Annotated in this window: 35 protein-coding genes; 4 read left to right on the top strand and 31 right to left on the bottom strand. The window is 49.7% G+C overall.

Annotated elements, in window-relative coordinates; translation table 11 throughout:
- Positions 1–52: 52 nt before the first annotated feature.
- The 4 genes from coaBC (at position 53) to rpmG (ending at position 2199) form a co-directional block, all read left to right on the top strand.
- On the top strand, positions 53–1261 hold the full coding sequence (coaBC, locus tag LG200_RS00175; protein WP_226755587.1) for a bifunctional phosphopantothenoylcysteine decarboxylase/phosphopantothenate--cysteine ligase CoaBC: 1209 nt from the start codon (positions 53–55) through the stop codon (positions 1259–1261).
- Complete coding sequence (dut, locus tag LG200_RS00170) at positions 1258–1710, top strand: dUTP diphosphatase (RefSeq protein ID WP_226755586.1); 453 nt, start codon at positions 1258–1260, stop codon at positions 1708–1710. The genes coaBC and dut overlap by 4 nt, the downstream gene beginning before the upstream one ends.
- Before the next feature lie 86 nt (positions 1711–1796).
- Complete coding sequence (gene rpmB, locus LG200_RS00165; protein ID WP_226755585.1) at positions 1797–2033, top strand: 50S ribosomal protein L28; 237 nt, start codon at positions 1797–1799, stop codon at positions 2031–2033.
- A gap of 10 nt (positions 2034–2043) precedes the next feature.
- Positions 2044–2199: a 50S ribosomal protein L33 gene (rpmG, locus tag LG200_RS00160; RefSeq protein ID WP_067267382.1), complete on the top strand. Its 156-nt coding sequence runs from the start codon at positions 2044–2046 to the stop codon at positions 2197–2199.
- Positions 2200–2300: 101 nt separating this feature from the next.
- Here rpmG and LG200_RS00155 read toward each other — a convergent pair whose 3' ends face one another.
- The 31 genes from LG200_RS00155 to LG200_RS00005 all read right to left on the bottom strand — a co-directional run.
- The gene (locus LG200_RS00155; protein ID WP_226755584.1) at positions 2301–3620 is read right to left on the bottom strand and encodes a mechanosensitive ion channel family protein; all 1320 of its coding nucleotides are present in this window, start codon (positions 3618–3620) and stop codon (positions 2301–2303) included.
- A complete protein-coding gene (gene mgtE / locus LG200_RS00150; protein WP_226755583.1) occupies positions 3617–5056 on the bottom strand; it encodes a magnesium transporter in 1440 nt (479 codons plus the stop codon). Before mgtE ends, LG200_RS00155 begins: the two co-directional genes overlap by 4 nt.
- Before the next feature lie 322 nt (positions 5057–5378).
- A complete protein-coding gene (rplQ, locus tag LG200_RS00145) occupies positions 5379–5774 on the bottom strand; it encodes a 50S ribosomal protein L17 (protein WP_226755582.1) in 396 nt (131 codons plus the stop codon).
- 10 nt (positions 5775–5784) lie between these two features.
- Positions 5785–6771, bottom strand: coding sequence for a DNA-directed RNA polymerase subunit alpha (locus tag LG200_RS00140; protein ID WP_226755581.1), 987 nt, complete (start codon positions 6769–6771; stop codon positions 5785–5787).
- Between the two features lie 84 nt (positions 6772–6855).
- Entirely contained in the window at positions 6856–7245 is a 390-nt protein-coding gene (rpsK, locus tag LG200_RS00135; RefSeq protein WP_011478671.1) for a 30S ribosomal protein S11, read from the bottom strand.
- A 13-nt stretch (positions 7246–7258) separates the two neighbouring features.
- Positions 7259–7621, bottom strand: a complete 363-nt coding sequence (rpsM, locus tag LG200_RS00130; RefSeq protein ID WP_226755580.1) for a 30S ribosomal protein S13 — start codon at positions 7619–7621, stop codon at positions 7259–7261.
- Between the two features lie 132 nt (positions 7622–7753).
- Positions 7754–7867 (bottom strand): 50S ribosomal protein L36, encoded by a 114-nt coding sequence (gene rpmJ / locus LG200_RS00125; protein ID WP_081620790.1) that lies wholly within the window; start codon positions 7865–7867, stop codon positions 7754–7756.
- Between the two features lie 22 nt (positions 7868–7889).
- Entirely contained in the window at positions 7890–8108 is a 219-nt protein-coding gene (infA, locus tag LG200_RS00120; protein ID WP_011478668.1) for a translation initiation factor IF-1, read from the bottom strand.
- Between the two features lie 8 nt (positions 8109–8116).
- Positions 8117–9403, bottom strand: a complete 1287-nt coding sequence (gene secY, locus LG200_RS00115; RefSeq protein WP_264193822.1) for a preprotein translocase subunit SecY — start codon at positions 9401–9403, stop codon at positions 8117–8119.
- A gap of 43 nt (positions 9404–9446) precedes the next feature.
- Complete coding sequence (gene rplO, locus LG200_RS00110) at positions 9447–9881, bottom strand: 50S ribosomal protein L15 (protein WP_226755578.1); 435 nt, start codon at positions 9879–9881, stop codon at positions 9447–9449.
- Positions 9881–10078 (bottom strand): 50S ribosomal protein L30, encoded by a 198-nt coding sequence (rpmD, locus tag LG200_RS00105; protein WP_226757260.1) that lies wholly within the window; start codon positions 10076–10078, stop codon positions 9881–9883. The genes rplO and rpmD overlap by 1 nt, the downstream gene beginning before the upstream one ends.
- Before the next feature lie 2 nt (positions 10079–10080).
- Positions 10081–10590 carry a 30S ribosomal protein S5 gene (gene rpsE, locus LG200_RS00100; RefSeq protein ID WP_089375849.1) on the bottom strand — a complete coding sequence of 170 codons (510 nt, stop codon included), beginning with the start codon at positions 10588–10590 and terminating at the stop codon, positions 10081–10083.
- Positions 10591–10605: 15 nt separating this feature from the next.
- Positions 10606–10959, bottom strand: coding sequence for a 50S ribosomal protein L18 (gene rplR / locus LG200_RS00095; RefSeq protein WP_226755577.1), 354 nt, complete (start codon positions 10957–10959; stop codon positions 10606–10608).
- Positions 10960–10968: 9 nt separating this feature from the next.
- Positions 10969–11502, bottom strand: coding sequence for a 50S ribosomal protein L6 (rplF, locus tag LG200_RS00090; protein WP_226755576.1), 534 nt, complete (start codon positions 11500–11502; stop codon positions 10969–10971).
- 10 nt (positions 11503–11512) lie between these two features.
- Positions 11513–11908, bottom strand: coding sequence for a 30S ribosomal protein S8 (gene rpsH, locus LG200_RS00085; RefSeq protein WP_226755575.1), 396 nt, complete (start codon positions 11906–11908; stop codon positions 11513–11515).
- 14 nt (positions 11909–11922) lie between these two features.
- On the bottom strand, positions 11923–12228 hold the full coding sequence (gene rpsN, locus LG200_RS00080; protein ID WP_226755574.1) for a 30S ribosomal protein S14: 306 nt from the start codon (positions 12226–12228) through the stop codon (positions 11923–11925).
- 2 nt (positions 12229–12230) lie between these two features.
- Complete coding sequence (gene rplE, locus LG200_RS00075; RefSeq protein ID WP_226755573.1) at positions 12231–12770, bottom strand: 50S ribosomal protein L5; 540 nt, start codon at positions 12768–12770, stop codon at positions 12231–12233.
- 9 nt (positions 12771–12779) lie between these two features.
- Positions 12780–13097 carry a 50S ribosomal protein L24 gene (rplX, locus tag LG200_RS00070; RefSeq protein ID WP_226755572.1) on the bottom strand — a complete coding sequence of 106 codons (318 nt, stop codon included), beginning with the start codon at positions 13095–13097 and terminating at the stop codon, positions 12780–12782.
- Positions 13098–13108: 11 nt separating this feature from the next.
- Entirely contained in the window at positions 13109–13477 is a 369-nt protein-coding gene (gene rplN, locus LG200_RS00065; protein ID WP_226755571.1) for a 50S ribosomal protein L14, read from the bottom strand.
- Positions 13478–13639: 162 nt separating this feature from the next.
- Positions 13640–13912, bottom strand: a complete 273-nt coding sequence (rpsQ, locus tag LG200_RS00060) for a 30S ribosomal protein S17 (RefSeq protein ID WP_226755570.1) — start codon at positions 13910–13912, stop codon at positions 13640–13642.
- An 11-nt stretch (positions 13913–13923) separates the two neighbouring features.
- Entirely contained in the window at positions 13924–14133 is a 210-nt protein-coding gene (gene rpmC, locus LG200_RS00055) for a 50S ribosomal protein L29 (protein ID WP_226755569.1), read from the bottom strand.
- A 2-nt stretch (positions 14134–14135) separates the two neighbouring features.
- Positions 14136–14552 carry a 50S ribosomal protein L16 gene (rplP, locus tag LG200_RS00050; RefSeq protein ID WP_226755568.1) on the bottom strand — a complete coding sequence of 139 codons (417 nt, stop codon included), beginning with the start codon at positions 14550–14552 and terminating at the stop codon, positions 14136–14138.
- Positions 14536–15246: a 30S ribosomal protein S3 gene (gene rpsC, locus LG200_RS00045; protein WP_226755567.1), complete on the bottom strand. Its 711-nt coding sequence runs from the start codon at positions 15244–15246 to the stop codon at positions 14536–14538. The genes rplP and rpsC overlap by 17 nt, the downstream gene beginning before the upstream one ends.
- Positions 15247–15256: 10 nt before the next feature.
- Positions 15257–15586 (bottom strand): 50S ribosomal protein L22, encoded by a 330-nt coding sequence (gene rplV, locus LG200_RS00040; protein ID WP_226755566.1) that lies wholly within the window; start codon positions 15584–15586, stop codon positions 15257–15259.
- Between the two features lie 10 nt (positions 15587–15596).
- Complete coding sequence (gene rpsS, locus LG200_RS00035) at positions 15597–15872, bottom strand: 30S ribosomal protein S19 (protein WP_226755565.1); 276 nt, start codon at positions 15870–15872, stop codon at positions 15597–15599.
- Positions 15873–15877: 5 nt separating this feature from the next.
- A complete protein-coding gene (rplB, locus tag LG200_RS00030) occupies positions 15878–16711 on the bottom strand; it encodes a 50S ribosomal protein L2 (RefSeq protein ID WP_226755564.1) in 834 nt (277 codons plus the stop codon).
- Positions 16712–16719: 8 nt separating this feature from the next.
- The gene (gene rplW, locus LG200_RS00025) at positions 16720–17028 is read right to left on the bottom strand and encodes a 50S ribosomal protein L23 (protein ID WP_226755563.1); all 309 of its coding nucleotides are present in this window, start codon (positions 17026–17028) and stop codon (positions 16720–16722) included.
- The gene (gene rplD, locus LG200_RS00020) at positions 17025–17651 is read right to left on the bottom strand and encodes a 50S ribosomal protein L4 (RefSeq protein ID WP_226755562.1); all 627 of its coding nucleotides are present in this window, start codon (positions 17649–17651) and stop codon (positions 17025–17027) included. The genes rplW and rplD overlap by 4 nt, the downstream gene beginning before the upstream one ends.
- Positions 17651–18295, bottom strand: a complete 645-nt coding sequence (rplC, locus tag LG200_RS00015; RefSeq protein WP_226755561.1) for a 50S ribosomal protein L3 — start codon at positions 18293–18295, stop codon at positions 17651–17653. The genes rplD and rplC overlap by 1 nt, the downstream gene beginning before the upstream one ends.
- 97 nt (positions 18296–18392) lie before the next feature.
- A complete protein-coding gene (gene rpsJ / locus LG200_RS00010) occupies positions 18393–18701 on the bottom strand; it encodes a 30S ribosomal protein S10 (RefSeq protein ID WP_011478646.1) in 309 nt (102 codons plus the stop codon).
- Between the two features lie 79 nt (positions 18702–18780).
- A partial coding sequence (locus LG200_RS00005; RefSeq protein WP_449812121.1) for an EF-Tu C-terminal domain-related protein occupies positions 18781–18890 on the bottom strand: 110 nt, incomplete at its 5' end.

Raw genomic sequence — 18890 nt, 5'->3', positions numbered from 1 at the left:
AATCGAATGAATTCATATAGCTGTTTTATTGAGTCTATTTACATATCTCTTGATGAGCCATTATTCCATAAAAAAGCTGTTGCTCGGCATCACAGGCGGCATTGCGGCCTACAAGGCGGCTGAACTCGTCCGGCTGTTGGTAAAACAGGGCATAGAGGTGCAGGTTGTCATGACTGAAGCCGCCACCCAGTTTGTCACCCCGCTGACATTCCAGGCATTGTCCGGCAAACCCGTCTACACCGGCTTATGGGACGCAGGCTCCAGCAAGGGCATGGCGCATATCGATTTGTCACGCGAAGTGGATGCAATCCTCATTGCACCTGCCAGTGCCGACTTTATTGCCAAGCTCGTCCATGGCGCAGCCGATGACCTGCTTTCCACACTCTGCCTGGCCCGGGACTGCAAATTGATGGTCGCACCGGCAATGAACCAGCAGATGTGGAACAACCCTGCCACCCGCCGCAATATCAAACAACTGCACCATGATGGCATCGATGTACTTGGCCCTGCCAGTGGTGATCAGGCCTGTGGAGAGACCGGCATGGGACGCATGCTGGAGCCTGAGGAAATTGTGGAACAACTCCTCGCCCGCACTCAACCCAAGCTGCTTGCAGGCAAACGCATACTGATTACGGCAGGGCCCACCATTGAGCCGATAGATCCAATACGGGCGATCACCAATCATAGTTCAGGCAAAATGGGTTATAGCATTGCGCGCGCTGCCAGCGAAATGGGGGCGATAGTGACGCTGGTCAGTGGGCCGGTGGCATTGGCAACTCCGGCCAAGGTCAACACCATTGCAGTCACCACGGCAGCGGAGATGCTGCAAGCTGTTGAATCCAATATCAGTGGACAGGACGTTTTTATCTCCGTGGCAGCCGTCGCCGACTACAAACCGCAGCATGTCAGTGCACACAAGATCAAGAAAAGCGATGCTACACTCACACTCCAGCTGCAACCCAATCAAGACATACTCGCCACCATAGCTGCCAGGCCGGATGCGCCTTTCTGCGTTGGCTTTGCAGCCGAGAGCGAGAAGCTGCTGGAATACGCTGAACAAAAACGCCGCAATAAAAAACTGCCGCTCATAGCGGCCAATATCGCCACTGATGCCATGGGCAAGGATGCCAGCAGCCTGATATTACTGGACGACCATGGCTCGCATCCATTGCCGCAGGCCCCCAAGCTGGAACTTGCACGCGGATTGCTGCAACATATTGCCGCTATGCTGGATAACACCAACAAGAAAGAATCTTCATGAGCATTAATATAGACGTCAAAATTCTCGACAGCAGACTGCAGCATATGCTGCCCGCCTACGCCACCCCGGGCTCGGCAGGATTGGACCTGCGCGCCTGTATCGAACATACACAAAGCCTGCACCCAGGCGACACCATCATGATTCCAACTGGCATGGCCATTCACCTGGCCGACCCGAATTATGCCGCGCTCATACTGCCACGCTCAGGCCTGGGTCATAAACACGGTATCGTGCTGGGCAACCTGGTCGGCCTGATAGATTCAGATTACCAGGGTCAATTACTTGTTTCCTGCTGGAACCGCGGCAAGGAAAGCTTCATGCTTAACCCCATGGAACGCATTGCCCAGCTAGTCATTGTGCCTGTGGTGCAGGCCAGCTTTAATATCGTTGATGAGTTTGTCGCCAGCGAACGCGGCGAAGGCGGATTTGGCAGCACGGGAAAACACTGACGATACAGTGAAAAATCTTTGAATTTACTTGAAAGTCACTTCCTTTTCATGGTATAAATGCGGTCTTTCGAATTTCGGAGTCAACCATGGCACGCGTATGTCAGGTAACCGGCAAAAAGCCGATGGTTGGGAATAATGTTTCCCACGCAAACAACAAGACCAAGCGTCGTTTCCTTCCTAACCTGCAAAACCGCAAGTTCTGGGTCGAGAGCGAAAACCGCTGGGTAAGCCTACGTATCACCAATGCTGCATTGCGCACTATCGACAAGAACGGTATCGACTCTGTTCTGGCTGATCTGCGCGCCAGCGGCGAAAAGATCTAAGGACTCAATCATGCGTGAAAAAATCAAACTGGAATCCAGCGCTGGTACAGGTCATTTCTACACAACGACCAAGAACAAGCGCACCATGCCTGAAAAGATGGAGATCAAGAAGTTTGATCCTGTTGTCCGCAAGCATGTCCTGTACAAGGAAACCAAGCTGAAATAATTTCAGCCTGTTTAAAAAAGCCCGCAGATGCGGGCTTTTTTATTGCCTGGGATATTCATTATTCCGCAAACATGATCCACTTTGCCTGATTAACCATGTTATCAGGCGCCAGACGATTCTCCGCTTGATGCGGGCTTGGACGCGTCCTGCGACACACCATGGTCGTATAGGTGGACTTCTCGCTGTGGGTAAGGAATGGTTATGCCTCGCTCCTTGAACTCTTCCCATAGAGCAAGATATACATCTGAAGGGATACTGCCCGCGCCGTTTTCCGGATCAGGCACCCACATGGTCAAATTCAGGTCAATACCGCTTTCTCCAAAGCCTACCAGCTTTGCATCAGGAGCAGGATCAACCATTACGCGCTTCTGGCGCTTGGCCACCTCCACCATCAGTGCCAGAGCCGCCCTGAGATCAGTATCATAACCCACTTGGATAGGCAGCTTGATTGGTACCCGGCGGCGTATGGCTGTATGGTTGACCACAGCACTGGTAATCAAAGTCTCATTAGGGATGATGACATCGGTACCATCCAGTTGACGCAGTACCATATAGCGCGAGCGTAGTTCCTGCACTATGCCGTAATAGGAGCCGATCGTGACAATATCTCCTAGGCTCATGGACTCATCAAGCAGGATGATAAAACCACTGACATAGTTACTGGCGATCTTCTGCAAGCCAAAGCCCAGACCTACCCCCAGGGCACCGCCAAATACCGACAACAGGGTGATATCCAGCCCTACAGCTGACAGTGCCATCAATACAGCAAAGAATATGAAGGCAATGCGTATAACCTTGTTGATCACTACCCGCATATTGATATTGATATTGGTCGCCTGCATCAACCTGTTCTCGACCAGGCGGCTTAGCCACAAGGCAATGAAAACCGTCACCAGGACAGTCAGCAAGCCCTGTATCACCAACAACAGGCTGACAGGACTCTTGCCTACAGTAAAGTGGACGCTGTCCAGCGCTTCCAGAATCTCCGGCAGCAAACCGGTGACATGCAATACCAGAATCAGCCATACCGTGGTTGAAAATATGCTTTCAGTCGTGCGCAACCAACCGCTGGGAGAGAATACATAACGTAGCACATAGACAGCCAGCCGTATCACGGCCATGGCAATCAAAAGATAGGAAGCAAGCTTCAGCAGGTTGGTGTTATACCAGTGATTGATGACCAGTTGTCCGAACCAGACCATCAGCAAGGATGAAATAGGGAACAGGATACGCGTAATTCCATCAATCGCTGCCTGATGCACATTGACAGCCCGCTTTGCCAGGCGCGCACGTTGCAGGCCATTAATGGACCAAGCAATCAGCAGGCTGGTGATAATAATACCGACCTGCCATAGCACGGCAGCGGATGAGAAATCCGTGACAAGATCTTGCCACACGGTATAAAGCGCATTGTTGTTCATAGCAGGAATATGGTTGCAAGTCCAAGAAAGATAAAGAAACCACCGCTGTCAGTCACCGCAGTGATCAGCACACTGGAGCCTACAGCTGGATCACGGTTGAACCGTGTCGCCATGATCAAGGGAATCATCACCCCCATGACTGCAGCAAGCAACAGATTCAACGTCATCGCAGCTGTCATTACCAGGCCCAGTGAGATGTTTCCATAGAGCCAATAGGCAATAACACCTAGCACGCTACCCCAGATCAAGCCATTGAGCAGCCCTACACCACACTCCTTGATCAACATGGACTTGGTGTTATAAGTGGAAATCTGACCCAATGCCAGGCCACGCACTATCATGGTAGTTGTCTGGTTACCCGAATTGCCGCCTATGCCTGCAACGATGGGCATCAAGGCTGCCAGGGCAACAATTTTCTCGATCGATCCTTCAAACAGGCCTATTACGCGTGAAGCCACAAAGGCCGTCACCAGGTTGATCGCCAGCCAAGTCCAGCGGTTCTGCACCGACTTCCAGACAGAGGAGAAAATATCCTCCTCTTCCCGCAAACCGGCCATGGAAAGCATATCGCTTTCAGCCTCTTCACGGATGTAATCCATCACCGTATCCACGGTCAAGCGTCCCACCAGGCGATTATTCTCATCCACCACAGGCGCAGTCACCAAGTCATACCGCTCAAAAGCCTTGGCAGCTTCATCGGCCTTGTCTTCAGGGTGAAATACCACGGCATCGTCCGCCATGATCTCAGCCACGCCAGAATCCAGATCGTTGACCACCATCCTCTTCAGTGGCAAGACCCCCTGCAGAATGTCATTCCGGTCCACGACAAACAGCTTATCAGTATGATCAGGCAAGCTGCCTATGCGGCGCAAATAGCGCAAAGCCACTTCCAAGGTGATATCTTCACGGATAGTGACAATATCGAAGTCCATCAGGGCACCAACCGCATCATCCTGGTAACCCAGGGCAGACTGCAACCGCTCACGGTTACGGCTGTCCAGGCTCTCCAATAGCTCCTGCAATACGTCCTTGGGCAGGTCAGGCGCCAGATCTGCCAATTCGTCAGTGTCGAGCTGCTCGGCCGCAGCCAGCAGCTCATCGCTATCCATGTCCGCAATCAGCGTCTGGCGTACCGCATCAGACACTTCCAGCAGGATCTCACCGTCACGTTCAGCCTTGACCAGATCCCAGACATCCAGACGTTGCTCCAGCGGAAGCGCTTCCAGGATATAGGCAACGTCAGCAGGATGCAGTGCATCCAGTTTTTTCTGCAATTCAGCCAGGTTCTGCCTATGCACCAGCGTCTGCACCAGTTCCTGCTTGGGCATTTCCTGTTTATGCAGCAGATCCTCAACCAGCTTGTGCTTGTTGAGGAGAGTAATTACCTGTTGCAGACTTTCCTGCAAACTTTCCTTAGATTCCTGAATATCCGCCATATGCTCTCGCAGACCTATGCAAATTTTATTAAGGAATTACCGGCCTGGACCAGTCCCCGTGTTCAGAGCAACAAGAAAATTATATATTCAGCAACCGTACAGTTTTACCAAATATTAAGTTATTTCTTTAAGTATTATGATTTAAGGCCAGGATTTTTAATCAATCCTGAATGACATTCTGATGATATATACAATACTGGCATGCTCACAAAAAAAACATACCGAACTCTGACGAGCAAGCAGCAAACCAGGGTCATACAAGCAATAAAAGCAAAAAAGCCGGTACTTGACCGGCTTTTTTATCAGTAGCAGAGGTGACTACTTATTCAGCAGTCACAACTTCTGCGTCAACTGCCAGCTCTGGACGATCAACCAACTCGACCAATGCCATAGGCGCATTATCACCAACACGGAAACCACACTTCAGGATGCGCAGGTAACCACCATTACGTGTCTGGTAACGTGGACCCAGGTCACTGAAAAGCTTGCCCACGATTTCACGGTCACGCAGACGGTTGAAAGCCAGGCGGCGGTTAGCCAGAGTAGCTTCCTTGCCCAAAGTGATCAAAGGCTCTGCTACACGACGCAGTTCCTTTGCCTTAGGCAAAGTAGTCTTGATGATCTCATGACGAAGCAAAGAGTTAGCCATATTACGCAACATAGCCTGACGATGGCTGCTGGTGCGGTTTAATTTACGATTGCTGTTGCGATGACGCATAGTGATTCCCTCACACCTTTTCCAAGCCAGCTGGTGGCCAGTTTTCCAGTTTCATGCCTAATGTCAGGCCCTTAGAGGCCAGTACATCCTTAATCTCATTCAAAGATTTACGGCCCAGATTTGGCGCTTTCAACAGCTCATTTTCAGTACGCTGAATCAGGTCACCAATGTAATAAATATTTTCCGCCTTCAAGCAATTAGCAGAACGCACAGTCAGCTCAAGATCATCTACCGGACGCAACAGGATAGGATCAACTTGAGGAGCATGCTTGACTTCCACTTCAGAAGGAGCACCTTCCAGGTCTGCAAATACAGACAACTGACCCATCAGAATGCGGGCAGCATCACGGATTGCCTGCTCAGGCTCAACTACTCCGTTAGTTTCCACATCCATAATCAGCTTATCCAGGTCGGTACGCTGCTCAACACGCGCACTTTCAACATGGTAGCTTACCTTGCTGATAGGGCTGAAAGAAGCATCTACCTGGATGAAACCCAGAATACGGTCTTCATCTTCGCCCTTCTGGCGAGCAGGTACCGGCTGATAACCTCGTCCCATCTCAACCTTGACTTCAAGATTGATCTTGCCGCCCTTGGTCAAGTGAGCAATCACGTGATCAGGATTTGCAATTTCAGCATCATGCCCTGTTTCAAAATCCCCGGCAGTCACTACACCTTCCACCGACTTGTTCAAAGTCAGCGTGGTTTCGCTCTTGCTGTTCAGCTTTAGTGCAACACCTTTGAGGTTCAGCAGGATATCAACTACGTCTTCCTGCACGCCATCAAGCGTAGAGTATTCATGCACTACACCATCAATCTTGACTTCGGTAATTGCAAAGCCAGGAATAGATGAAAGCAATACACGACGCAAGGCATTACCCAGCGTATAACCAAAACCACGTTCCATAGGCTCAAGCGTCACACGTGCACGCACGGGCGAAATCACTTCAACATCAACAACACGTGGCTTCAAATATTCAGTCGGACTGTTTTGCATAGCTATCCTTACGGTCCTCGATTTCTTCAAATAAAATCAACCACGACAAAAAAGATTCATCGTGGTCGCGACCATGTATCTAATTTAGATACGGCGTTTCTTGGGTGGACGGCAACCGTTATGCGGAACCGGAGTCACGTCAGAAATACTGGTGATCTTGAAACCAACAGCATTCAGAGCACGAACTGCAGATTCACGGCCAGGGCCAGGGCCCTTGATGCGTACTTCAAGATTCTTCACACCGCACTCCTGAGCCGCCTTTCCTGCTGCTTCAGCAGCAACCTGTGCAGCAAAAGGAGTACTCTTACGAGATCCCTTAAAACCAGCACCACCGGATGTTGCCCAAGACAATGCGTTACCCTGGCGGTCAGTAATCGTAATGATCGTGTTGTTAAAAGAAGCGTGCACGTGAGCGATGCCCTCGGCAATATTCTTTTTGACTTTCTTGCGTACGCGTACGTTAGCTTTAGCCATTATTTGCTATTCCTTACTTGGATGCCTTGATAGGCTTAATTGGACCCTTGCGAGTGCGCGCATTGGTCTTAGTGCGCTGACCACGAACTGGCAGCCCGCGACGATGGCGGATACCACGGTAGCAACCCAGATCCATCAAACGCTTGATGTTCATAGTCACTTCACGACGCAGATCACCTTCCACCTGCAACTTGGCGACTTCATCGCGCAGCTTCTCGACTTCAGCGTCATTCAGATCCTTGATCTTCGCTGTTGCCAAAACGCCTGCAGCCAGACAGATTTGTTTTGCCGTATTACGACCCACACCGTAAATCGAAGTCAATGCGATATCGGTATGTTTATGATTTGGGATATTTACCCCTGCTATACGAGCCATGTAGCTACTCCAAAATAATGGCGCATCGTTTAATCAAATCGCCAAAAAAGCCCAAAATTTTAACAGCTTGGCTAGCTTTTAACAAATAGATTAAAAAAACTAGCCCCATTTATTACAAACTTGCGTACCGAATTAACCTTGGCGTTGCTTATGACGTGGGTCAGTGCAAATAATACGCACCACACCACGGCGGCGAACCACCTTGCAATTACGGCACAACGTCTTTACTGATGCACGAACTCTCATCTCTCACCTCTTCGCTAGAATCTTACTTGGCGCGGAAAATAATCCGCGCACGCGATAAATCATAAGGGGTCATCTCTACGGTAACCTTGTCACCTGGCAGGATACGGATATAGTGCATACGCATCTTGCCTGAAATATAGCCTAGTACCACATGGCCATTTTCTAGCTTGACCCTGAATGTTGCATTTGGAAGGTTCTCAAGAACCTCGCCCTGCATCTCGATACGATCTTCTTTTGCCATACTACTGATTACCTCGGGAGACCCGCACCACCTTTAAAGTTAGCCTTTTTCAGCAGACCTTCATACTGATGAGACATCAGGTGGGATTGAACCTGGGCCATAAAGTCCATGGTTACAACCACGATAATCAGCAAGGAAGTACCACCAAAATAGAACGGAACATTAAACTTAAGAATCAAGAACTCAGGCAATAAGCACACTGCAGTGATATAGAGGGCACCAGCCAGGGTCAAACGCCCCATGATGCGATCAATATACTTGGCAGTTTGATCACCAGGGCGGATCCCAGGAACAAATGCACCACTCTTTTTCAGGTTATCCGCTGTTTCCTTGGGATTGAAAACCAATGCCGTATAAAAGAAACAGAAGAAAATAATCGCTGTAGCAAAGAAAATAATGTACAGAGGCTGACCTGGGGATAAGGTAGAACCTATATCCTTCAACCAAGACATACTTTCATGGCTACCAAACCAGCCAGCCATTGTCGCCGGGAACAATATTATGCTCGAGGCAAAAATTGGAGGAATCACACCAGCCATATTCAACTTCAGTGGCAAGTGACTAGTCTGGCCACCAAATACCTTACGTCCAACCTGGCGCTTAGCATAATTGACAGTGATCTTGCGCTGGCCACGTTCCACGAACACAACAAATGCTGTGACAAGGATTGCGGCAACAAACAAGAACAGTACCAATGGTATTGAGAATGCACCTGTACGTGCCAATTCAAGCGTACCGCCAATCGCATGTGGCAAGCCAGCAACGATACCTGCAAAGATGATAATGGAAATACCATTTCCAATACCGCGCTCGGTAATCTGCTCACCCAACCACATCAGGAACATGGTACCACCCACAAGGGTAATCACTGTGGTAAAGCGGAACATGAGGCCTGGATCTAACACAAGACCGGCTTGACCTTCTAGCGCGATGGCAATTCCCAGCGCCTGAAAAGTTGCCAGAAACACTGTGCCGTATCTGGTGTACTTGGTAATAGTGCGGCGACCGCTCTCACCTTCTTTTTTCAACTGCTCCATCTGCGGGGATACCACAGTAAGAAGCTGCATGATGATGGAAGCCGAGATATACGGCATGATACCCAGGGCAAAAATCGTAAAACGTTCCAGGGCACCGCCCGAGAACATATTAAACATGCCCAGAATACCACCGCTCTGTGATTCAAACAGGCGGGCAAGCACATCCGGATCGATACCAGGAACCGGAATGTGCGCACCTAGACGGAAAACGATTAAAGCACCCAGCACGAACAGCAAACGGCCCTTGAGCTCACTCATTTTCCCTACCGCACCAAAAATACTATCGTTAGCCACGTATCGATTACTCTACGATTTTACCGCCAGCTGCTTCAACAGCAGCACGTGCACCCTTGCTCAGCAACAAGCCTTGCAAAGTCACAGCACGACTGATTTCACCAGACAAGTAAACCTTGACTGAGCGAGCAGTTGCAGAAATTACGTTAGCTTGTTTCAACGCCAGCAAATCAATTACTTCAGCTTCAATCTTACCCAGCTCGCTTGTACGAACATGAGCAGTATCAGCCTTGGTAAGGGAGTTGAAACCACGCTTTGGCAGACGACGTTGCAAAGGCATTTGACCGCCTTCGAAGCCTACCTTGTGGAAGCCACCAGTACGTGACTTTTGACCCTTGTGACCACGACCGGCAGTCTTACCGAGGCCAGAGCCAATACCACGACCAACACGACGCTTGGCGTGCTTAGCGCCCTCTGCAGGCTTAATGGAGTTCAGTTTCATTATGCTTCTACCTTTAACAGATAGCTCACCGCATTGATCATGCCGCGATTAGCTGGAGTGTCCTGCACTTCAACTGTCTGGTGCAAACGGCGCAGACCAAGGCCTGCTACACATGCACGGTGAGACTGGATTCTACCGATGGTGCTTTTGACCAAGGTTACCTTGATCAAGTCTGTTGCTTTTTTTGCCTTAGCCATCATTAACCTCTGATTTCTTCAACGCTCTTGCCGCGCTTGGCAGCAACTTCAGCTGGAGTATTCATGGATTGCAGGCCATTCAAAGTTGCACGTACCACATTGTACGGATTGGTAGAACCGATACATTTGGCCAGCACATTCGTCACACCCATTACTTCAAAGATAGCGCGCATTGCACCGCCGGCAATAATACCGGTACCTTCGGAAGCTGGCTGGATGAATACCTTGGCAGCACCATGGACACCAGTCACTGCGTGATAAAGCGTACCATTATTCAGGCTTACCTTGATCATGCCACGACGTGCTTCGTCCATTGCCTTTTGCACGGCAACTGGCACTTCACGCGCCTTGCCCTTGCCCATACCTACACCGCCGTCACCGTCACCAACGACTGACAGTGCGGCAAAACTCATGATACGGCCACCCTTCACCACTTTGGTGACACGATTGACGCCGATCATTTTCTCGCGCAAACCATCGGTTTGCTGCTGTTCAATTTCAACTTTTGCCATCATCAACCCCGTCTATTAGAAGGACAAGCCGTTTTCACGCGCAGCATCTGCCAACGCCTTGATACGACCGTGGTATTTGTAGCCGGAACGATCAAAAGCAACGGTTGTTACACCAGCAGCCTTGGCCTTTTCAGCAATACGTTTACCAATAACTGTGGCAGCAGCAATGTTGCCACCATTCTTGATATCCTTACGTACTTCTGCCTCAAGGGTTGAAGCACTGGCAAGAACCTTGTCACCAGTAGGAGCAATGATCTGAGCATAGATATGCCCATTGCTACGATGTACGCTCAAACGTGTGACTTTCAACTCAGCGATCTTGGCACGAGTTTTACGTGCACGACGCAGGCGTGAATTTTCAATATTCATGGCTAAACCTTACTTCTTCTTGGTTTCTTTGATAATCACCACTTCATCGGAGTAACGCACACCCTTGCCCTTATAAGGCTCTGGTGAACGATACGCACGAATCTGCGCGGCAACCTGACCAACCACTTGCTTATCTGGACCTGTAAGCACGATTTCAGTAGGCGTTGGTGTCTGAACAGTTACACCTTCTGGCATCTTGTGATTAACCGGATGGGAAAAGCCCAAATCAAGATTCAACGTAGTACCTTGAGCCTGAGCCTTGTAGCCCACACCAACCAGGTTCAACTTACGTGTAAAACCTTGAGAAACACCAGTAACCATATTAAAAACCAGGGAGCGCAATGTACCGGACATGGCACGAGCATGCTGACTGTTTTTAGCAACTGCAAAAGTAATGTTGTCGCCATCACGCTGCACATCGACATCGCCGGTCAAAGGCAGTGAAAGCTTGCCCAAAGGACCGCTAACAGCAATATTGCCGGCATTCAGAACAACTTCAACCTTGGCAGGGATAGCGACTGGGTTTTTAGCTACACGAGACATATTTTTCCCCTTAAGCCACTACGCACAGCACTTCGCCACCGATACCGGCGTCACGTGCTTTACGATCAGTCATTACACCTTTGGATGTGGAAACAATCGTCACACCCAAACCATTCATCACAACAGGAATATCCTGGTTACCACGATAGATGCGCAAACCTGGACGGCTTACACGCTCAATCTTCTCGATAACTGGACGACCAGCATAGTACTTCAGGCTGATATTCAGTTGTGGCTTACCGTCTACTTCTTGCACACCGAAATCATCGATATAACCTTCATCCTTCAGAACACTAGCAATAGCGCCCTTCAGTTTGGAAGAAGGCATAGAAACGACAGGCTTGTTGGTGCGCTGCGCATTACGGATGCGCGTCAGCATATCGGCAATCGGATCACTCATACTCATACTAAATTCCTCCGTTACCAGCTAGCCTTGGTGACACCTGGCACTTCGCCACGCATCATCAACTCGCGCAACTTGCCGCGCGCAATGCCAAATTTACTAAACACACCACGTGGACGACCAGTCAGCGCACAACGATTACGCAGACGCACTGGACTTGAGTTACGTGGCAGACTTTGCAGCTTGTTGCGAGCAGCACGGCGATCTTCAACTGATGCATTTACATCATTTGCAGCCGCAGTCAACTCAGCACGCTTGGCTTCATATTTCTTTACTGTATCGCGACGTTTTTGTTCGCGTTCAATCAAGCAGGTTTTTGCCATGATTAGTTCCTAAAAGGGAAGCTGAATGCGGAGAGGAGCGCACGCGCCTCTTCATCAGTCTTTGCAGTTGTAGTGATGGTGATATTCATCCCGCGCAACGCATCAATCTTGTCGTATTCAATTTCAGGGAAAATAATCTGTTCACGAACACCGAGGTTGTAGTTGCCACGACCATCGAAGGACTTGGCAGAAATACCGCGGAAGTCACGAATACGAGGAATCGCCACAGTAATCAGGCGATCCAGGAATTCATACATATGTTCACGACGCAAGGTCACCTTGCAACCAACAGGATAGCCATCACGGATCTTGAAACCAGCGATGGACTTCTTAGCCTTGGTCACAACAGGCTTCTGACCAGCAATCTTTTCCAGATCACCAACTGCATTTTCCATGATCTTCTTGTCTGCAACCGCTTCACCAACACCCATATTGATGCTGATTTTTTCAATGCGCGGCACTTCCATCACAGACTTGTAACCAAACTGCTCAGTCAGCTGTGCAACCACGGTGTCTTTGTAAAAATCTTTTAAACGAGCCATGATTTACCCTTATGCGTCTACAACTTCGCCGCTGGACTTGAATACACGGACCTTACGACCATCGTCCAATGTTTTGAAGCCAACACGGTCACCCTTCTGGGTGGCACGATTAAACAAAGCAACATTAGAGATGTCTACTGGCATCTCCTTACTGATGATGCCGCCAGTTACACCGCGCATTGGGTTTGGCTTGGCGTGCTTCTTCACAATGTTGATACCTTCGACCAGAACATGGCCGGACTCCAGCACGCGCAGAACTGTACCGCGCTTGCCCTTGTCTTTTCCTGTATTCAGAACGACTTCGTCGCCCTTACGAATCTTACTCATCCAGCAACTCCTTATAGAACTTCGGGTGCCAGAGAAACGATCTTCATGAAACGCTCGCCACGCAGCTCACGTGTCACCGGCCCGAAAATACGGGTACCAATCGGTTCCAGCTTGTTGTTCAACAATACCGCAGCATTGGTGTCGAACTTGACCAGGGAACCGTCAGGACGACGAACACCCTTGGCTGTACGAACAACAACCGCGCTATAGACCTCGCCTTTTTTGACGCGACCACGTGGCGCCGCATCCTTGATACTGACCTTGATGATGTCACCAATACCAGCATAACGACGCTTAGAACCACCCAACACCTTGATGCACATTACAGAACGCGCACCAGTGTTATCGGCAACTTCCAGCCGAGACTGCATTTGAATCATGAGAATAATCTCCAACTTAATCCGTTAAACCAACACCGGCCGCTTGTCAAAATCGGCCGACAGCACCACGGTCAGTATTGGGGCGCCAGCTTGTTGGGCGCCGAAAAGTCCGACATTATATATTGCTCCCCGAAACTATTGCAAGCAGGGGAGCAATATTTATTACACAATACGTGCTTTTTCTACAATTTTGCTAACACGCCAGGTTTTAGTCTTGGAAAGCGGACGGCTTTCCTCGATTACAACCAGATCACCTTCTTTGCACTCGTTGTTTTCATCGTGTGCGTGGAACTTGTTGGAACGACGTACCACTTTACCGATCAAGGGATGCTTAACCTTGCGCTCAACCAGCACAGTAACCGTCTTGTCCATCTTGTCGCTAACGACACGACCGCTCAGAGTGCGGACAAGTTTTTCAGTTTGAATTTCGCTCATAATGACTCCGCTTAAGCTTGACTTGCATTAGCCGATTTGGCTTTTTCAGCAAGCACAGAACGAACGCGAGCAATATCACGGCGAACTTTGCCTACCTGGTCAACTTTGTTCAGCTGTTGAGTTGCAAGCTGCATACGCAGAGAAAATTGTGCACGGCGCAATTCAATCAGCTCATTGTTCAGCTCTTCAACAGTTTTGTTTCTCAATTCGGATGCTTTCATGCTCAGCTCCCAATATGACGAGTGATGAAGGTAGTCTCGATTGGCAGCTTGGCAGCAGCCAATCGGAACGCTTCACGCGCCAGCTCTTCGCTAACGCCGTCCATTTCATACAGCATTTTACCTGGCTGGATCTGGGCAATGTAGTACTCGGTACTACCCTTACCATTACCCATACGCACTTCAGCTGGCTTCTTAGAAATCGGCTGATCCGGGAAAATGCGAATCCAAACGCGGCCACCACGCTTGATATGACGGGTCATCACTCGACGAGCCGCTTCAATCTGACGCGCAGTCAAGCGACCACGACCAACTGCCTTAAGACCGAACTCGCCAAAGCTTACCTTGTTACCGGTAGTTGCGATGCCCTTGTTACGGCCTTTCTGCATCTTACGGAATTTTTGTCTAGCTGGTTGCAGCATTTTTCGCCCCCGACTTTCTTACTTTCTTTTCTGGTTCAGCAGGTGCGGCTACCTGTTCAGCCTTGTTGCCGAACACTTCACCCTTGAACACCCAAACCTTGATACCAATGATACCGTAGGTAGTTTGCGCTTCTGCCACACCGTAATCGATATCGGCACGCAATGTATGCAAAGGCACACGGCCTTCGCGATACCATTCGGTACGTGCGATTTCAATACCATTCAAACGACCTGAACTCATGATCTTGATACCTTGAGCACCCAGACGCATAGCATTTTGCATTGCACGCTTCATGGCGCGACGGAACATCACGCGCTTTTCAAGCTGTTGCGCAATACTTTCAGCAATCAGTGTCGCATCGATTTCTGGCTTACGTACCTCTTCAATGTTCAGATGAACAGGAACGCCCATCAGACCCTGAAGACTGGAACGCAAAGATTCGATGTCTTCGCCCTTCTTACCAATCACGATACCAGGACGCGCGCTGTAAATAGTGATCTTGGCGTTTTTTGCAGGACGCTCAATCACGATCTTGCTAACAGCAGCATGAGACAGCTTCTTCTTCAGGAACTCACGAACCTTGATATCGCTGTTCAGCATCGCTGGGAAATTTTGACTATTGGCATACCAACGAGAAGACCAGTTTTTCTGGACACTCAGACGGAAACCAAACGGATGAATTTTCTGACCCATAACGATTCCTTTAGTTACCGACCGTCACAGTAATGTGACAAGTTGGTTTGATAATCCGTCCAGCACGACCCTTGGCACGAGCACGAATACGCTTGAGCACGAGACCCTTGTCGACATAAATCGAAGTTACCTTCAACTCGTCGATATCAGCGCCTTCATTATGCTCAGCATTGGCGATCGCAGACTCAACCACCTTCTTGATCACTTCAGCACCTTTTTTAGGTGTGAAAGCCAAAATGTTCAGGGCATTATCAACCTTCTTGCCACGAATCAAATCAGCCACCAAGCGAGCCTTCTGCGGGGACAGATGAACACCTCTTAATACTGCGGATACTTCCATCGTCATTCTCCTACTTCTTGGCCTTTTTATCGGCAGCGTGACCCTTGAACGTACGGGTCAGCGCAAATTCGCCGAGCTTGTGACCTACCATGTTTTCTGAAATCAGCACCGGCACATGTTGCTTACCGTTGTGAACCGCAATGGTCAAACCTATGAAATCAGGCAAAATGGTAGAGCGGCGCGACCAAGTCTTGATCGGCTTTCTATCGCGAGCAGCAGCAGCCACTTCTACTTTTTTTGCCAGATGGCCATCAACAAATGGCCCTTTTTTAATTGAACGTGCCATATTGATTACCTCTTATTCGCAGGACGACGGCTGACGCGCATGTTATCAGTACGCTTGTTGCTACGGGTACGATAACCCTTGGTAGGCGTACCCCATGGACTGACAGGATTCATACCAGCAGCTGTCTTACCTTCACCACCACCGTGTGGATGATCGACCGGGTTCATGACCACACCGCGAACGGTAGGACGAACACCGCGCCAACGCATCGCGCCAGCCTTGCCGATAGAGCGCAATGAATGCTCTTCATTACCTACTTCACCGATGGTTGCCTTGCAGTCAACGTGCACACGGCGAACTTCACCAGAGCGCAGACGCAACTGGGCATAGCTCCCTTCACGCGCCAACAGCTGAACTGAAGTACCAGCAGAACGTGCAACTTGCGCACCCTTACCTGGTTGCAATTCGATGCAATGAATCGTGCTACCAACAGGAATATTGCGCAAAGGCAATGCATTGCCCGCACGGATAGGTGCATCGGAACCACTTACCAATTGCGCACCGGCGGAAACACCGCGCGGCGCAATGATGTAACGACGCTCACCATCGGCATAGCACAACAGTGCAAGATGCGCACTACGATTCGGATCGTATTCCAGACGCTCTACCTTAGCGACGATACCATCCTTATTGCGACGGAAATCAACGATACGGTAGTGCTGCTTATGACCGCCACCTTGGTGACGTGTCGTGATATGACCGTTATTGTTACGGCCAGCATTTTTGCTTTGCTTCTCCAGCAGGGGCGCATAGGGCTTGCCCTTGTGTAGCTCAGGTGTTACCACCTTTACTACGGCGCGCCGGCCTGGGGAAGTCGGCTTGACTTTAATCAGTGCCATAATTTCTCCTATTCGCCCGCTGCGAAGTTGATTTCTTGACCTGGCTTCAGGCTTACATAAGCCTTTTTCCAGTCCTTGCGGCGGCCAAAGTTACGACCAGCGCGCTTGATCTTGCCGCCTACATTGACAACAGTCACAGCATCGACTTCCACCTTGAATACCAACTCAACCGCAGCCTTAATTTCAGGTTTGGTAGCATCAGTACGCACCTTGAATGCGATTTGCTGATGCTTGTCGGCAACACGGGTAGCCTTTTCTGTAATTTGTGGCGCAACAATCACTTGCAACAAACGTTCTTGTGTAGTCAACGCGCTCATGCCAGCATCTCCTCAAGTTTCTTGACCGCACCCTTGGTTGCCAGCACGTTAGGAAAACGCACCAAACTTACAGGATCGATATATTGCGCTTCAATCACGAGCACATGCGGCAGATTGCGAGCGGACAAGTAAAGATTCTCATCGAAACTGTCCACCAAAACCAACAAACCATCGGTATAACCAAAGCTCTTGATCTTCTCGACCAATTGCTTGGTCTTAGGACTATCAACAATAAACTCTTCAACCGCGCTCAAACGCTCTTGACGAACCAGCTCGGACAGAATCGCGCGAACACCAGCACGGTAAGCCTTGCGGTTAACCTTATGGCTGAAATTTTCATCAGGGCTGTTAGGAAAAGCGCGACCACCTCCACGCCAGATTGGACTGGAGCTCATACCAGAACGGGCACGACCCGTACCTTTCTGGTTCCAAGGCTTGTGCGTGGTGTGACTTACATTACCACGGCCCAATTGAGCGCGAGTTGCGGTGCGGGCATTTGCCTGATAGGCAACCACTACCTGATGCACCAGAGCTTCGTTGAATTCACGACCGAAAGTCGCTTCAGAAACAGCCAAACCGGCCTTAGCGGGCTTGCCATTCTTATCAATTAATTTAATTTCCATTATGCCTTCACCTTCACGCTAGGGCGCACGACAACATCGCCGCCTTTAGAGCCAGGAATCGCACCCTTAATCAACAAGAGATTGCGCTCAGCATCCACACGCACTACTTGCAGATTCTGCACGGTAGTCTTAGCTGCACCGAGGTGACCAGGCATACGCTTACCAGGGAAAACACGACCAGGATCCTGCGCCATACCGATAGAGCCTGGCACATTATGGGATCTGGAGTTACCGTGGGAAGCACGGTTAGAACTGAAGTTGTGACGCTTGATGGCGCCAGCAAAACCCTTACCGATGGAGATACCAGTCACATCAACCAGCTGACCTGCCTGAAACAGCTCAACAGTCACTTGACCACCAACAGTGTAGTTCGACAGGACGTCATCCGCGACGGAGAATTCCTTGATGCCGACACCAGCAGATACACCAGCCTTAGCATAGTGACCTGTCAGCGCCTTGCCAATACGACTAGCACGACGTTCGCCGTAAGCAACTTGAAGGCCAGTATAGCCATCGCTTGCGACAGTCTTGATCTGTGTCACACGGTTAGGAACGACTTCCAGCACTGTTACCGGAATGCTTTCGCCTTCTTCGGTAAAAATGCGGGTCATGCCCACCTTGCGACCAATAAGCCCTAAGCTCATGATCGTTTCCTTATAATAATTAAAAAGGCCGATTACAATTGACCGACCCGGTACGCGAAAGGGTCGGATTATATCCGACCCACTTCAAAATTACAACTTACAGCTTGATTTCCACATCAACACCTGCTGGAAGATCCAGCTTCATCAATGCATCAACAGTCTTGTCAGTTGGATCAACAATATCCATCAGGCGTTGATGAGTACGAATTTCGAACTGATCACGTGAAGTCTTGTTAACGTGTGGTGAACGCAGAATATCAAAACGCTCGATACGAGTTGGCAAAGGCACAGGACCCTTGACCACTGCACCGGTACGCTTAGCCGTTTCAACAATCTCAAGAGCGGATTGATCAATCAGGCGATAATCAAATGCCTTGAGGCGGATACGGATTTTTTGAGCTGCCATATAACTTTCCTTAAAGAGCGGTACTTCCAAAGAGCGAAAAGGTCGCAAGCATTAAAGCTTGCGACCTGACGGGATTACTTTATTCAATCACTTTAGCAACGACACCGGCACCCACGGTACGGCCACCTTCACGAATCGCGAAGCGCAGGCCTTCTTCCATGGCGATCGGGGCAATCAGGGCAACAGTGA

Origin of the sequence: Methylobacillus caricis, from assembly GCF_020532705.1 — a bacterium.
GTDB lineage: Bacteria > Pseudomonadota > Gammaproteobacteria > Burkholderiales > Methylophilaceae > Methylobacillus > Methylobacillus caricis.
This window is presented reverse-complemented; position numbering and strand designations above follow the sequence as displayed.

Excerpts from the sequence above, each read along its gene's own strand:
- LG200_RS00155 (WP_226755584.1), bottom strand. The coding sequence starts at position 3,620 with ATGAACAACAATGCGCTTTATACCGTGTGGCAAGATCTTGTCACGGAT.
- rplE (WP_226755573.1), bottom strand. The coding sequence starts at position 12,770 with ATGGCTCGTTTAAAAGATTTTTACAAAGACACCGTGGTTGCACAGCTG.
- rpsK (WP_011478671.1), bottom strand. The coding sequence starts at position 7,245 with ATGGCTAAAGCTAACGTACGCGTACGCAAGAAAGTCAAAAAGAATATT.
- rplP (WP_226755568.1), bottom strand. The coding sequence starts at position 14,552 with ATGCTGCAACCAGCTAGACAAAAATTCCGTAAGATGCAGAAAGGCCGT.
- rpsH (WP_226755575.1), bottom strand. The coding sequence starts at position 11,908 with ATGAGTATGAGTGATCCGATTGCCGATATGCTGACGCGCATCCGTAAT.
- rplW (WP_226755563.1), bottom strand. The coding sequence starts at position 17,028 with ATGAGCGCGTTGACTACACAAGAACGTTTGTTGCAAGTGATTGTTGCG.
- rpsE (WP_089375849.1), bottom strand. The coding sequence starts at position 10,590 with ATGGCAAAAGTTGAAATTGAACAGCAGCAAACCGATGGTTTGCGCGAG.
- rpsN (WP_226755574.1), bottom strand. The coding sequence starts at position 12,228 with ATGGCAAAAACCTGCTTGATTGAACGCGAACAAAAACGTCGCGATACA.
- rpsM (WP_226755580.1), bottom strand. The coding sequence starts at position 7,621 with ATGGCTCGTATAGCAGGGGTAAATATCCCAAATCATAAACATACCGAT.
- rplF (WP_226755576.1), bottom strand. The coding sequence starts at position 11,502 with ATGTCTCGTGTAGCTAAAAACCCAGTCGCTATCCCTGCCAAGGTTGAA.
- rplN (WP_226755571.1), bottom strand. The coding sequence starts at position 13,477 with ATGATTCAAATGCAGTCTCGGCTGGAAGTTGCCGATAACACTGGTGCG.
- infA (WP_011478668.1), bottom strand. The coding sequence starts at position 8,108 with ATGGCAAAAGAAGATCGTATCGAGATGCAGGGCGAGGTTCTTGAGAAC.
- coaBC (WP_226755587.1), top strand. The coding sequence starts at position 53 with ATGAGCCATTATTCCATAAAAAAGCTGTTGCTCGGCATCACAGGCGGC.
- rplB (WP_226755564.1), bottom strand. The coding sequence starts at position 16,711 with ATGGCACTGATTAAAGTCAAGCCGACTTCCCCAGGCCGGCGCGCCGTA.
- rpsS (WP_226755565.1), bottom strand. The coding sequence starts at position 15,872 with ATGGCACGTTCAATTAAAAAAGGGCCATTTGTTGATGGCCATCTGGCA.
- rpmD (WP_226757260.1), bottom strand. The coding sequence starts at position 10,078 with ATGGCTAAGGCAAAAAAAGCAACAGACTTGATCAAGGTAACCTTGGTC.
- rpsQ (WP_226755570.1), bottom strand. The coding sequence starts at position 13,912 with ATGAGCGAAATTCAAACTGAAAAACTTGTCCGCACTCTGAGCGGTCGT.
- secY (WP_264193822.1), bottom strand. The coding sequence starts at position 9,403 with ATGAGTGAGCTCAAGGGCCGTTTGCTGTTCGTGCTGGGTGCTTTAATC.
- LG200_RS00140 (WP_226755581.1), bottom strand. The coding sequence starts at position 6,771 with ATGCAAAACAGTCCGACTGAATATTTGAAGCCACGTGTTGTTGATGTT.
- rpmG (WP_067267382.1), top strand. The coding sequence starts at position 2,044 with ATGCGTGAAAAAATCAAACTGGAATCCAGCGCTGGTACAGGTCATTTC.
- rplC (WP_226755561.1), bottom strand. The coding sequence starts at position 18,295 with ATGAGCTTAGGGCTTATTGGTCGCAAGGTGGGCATGACCCGCATTTTT.
- rpmB (WP_226755585.1), top strand. The coding sequence starts at position 1,797 with ATGGCACGCGTATGTCAGGTAACCGGCAAAAAGCCGATGGTTGGGAAT.
- rpsC (WP_226755567.1), bottom strand. The coding sequence starts at position 15,246 with ATGGGTCAGAAAATTCATCCGTTTGGTTTCCGTCTGAGTGTCCAGAAA.
- rplD (WP_226755562.1), bottom strand. The coding sequence starts at position 17,651 with ATGGAAATTAAATTAATTGATAAGAATGGCAAGCCCGCTAAGGCCGGT.
- rpsJ (WP_011478646.1), bottom strand. The coding sequence starts at position 18,701 with ATGGCAGCTCAAAAAATCCGTATCCGCCTCAAGGCATTTGATTATCGC.
- rplQ (WP_226755582.1), bottom strand. The coding sequence starts at position 5,774 with ATGCGTCATCGCAACAGCAATCGTAAATTAAACCGCACCAGCAGCCAT.
- rpmC (WP_226755569.1), bottom strand. The coding sequence starts at position 14,133 with ATGAAAGCATCCGAATTGAGAAACAAAACTGTTGAAGAGCTGAACAAT.
- rplX (WP_226755572.1), bottom strand. The coding sequence starts at position 13,097 with ATGAGTAAGATTCGTAAGGGCGACGAAGTCGTTCTGAATACAGGAAAA.
- rplO (WP_226755578.1), bottom strand. The coding sequence starts at position 9,881 with ATGAAACTGAACTCCATTAAGCCTGCAGAGGGCGCTAAGCACGCCAAG.
- rplV (WP_226755566.1), bottom strand. The coding sequence starts at position 15,586 with ATGGAAGTATCCGCAGTATTAAGAGGTGTTCATCTGTCCCCGCAGAAG.
- mgtE (WP_226755583.1), bottom strand. The coding sequence starts at position 5,056 with ATGGCGGATATTCAGGAATCTAAGGAAAGTTTGCAGGAAAGTCTGCAA.
- rplR (WP_226755577.1), bottom strand. The coding sequence starts at position 10,959 with ATGAATATTGAAAATTCACGCCTGCGTCGTGCACGTAAAACTCGTGCC.
- rpmJ (WP_081620790.1), bottom strand. The coding sequence starts at position 7,867 with ATGAGAGTTCGTGCATCAGTAAAGACGTTGTGCCGTAATTGCAAGGTG.
- dut (WP_226755586.1), top strand. The coding sequence starts at position 1,258 with ATGAGCATTAATATAGACGTCAAAATTCTCGACAGCAGACTGCAGCAT.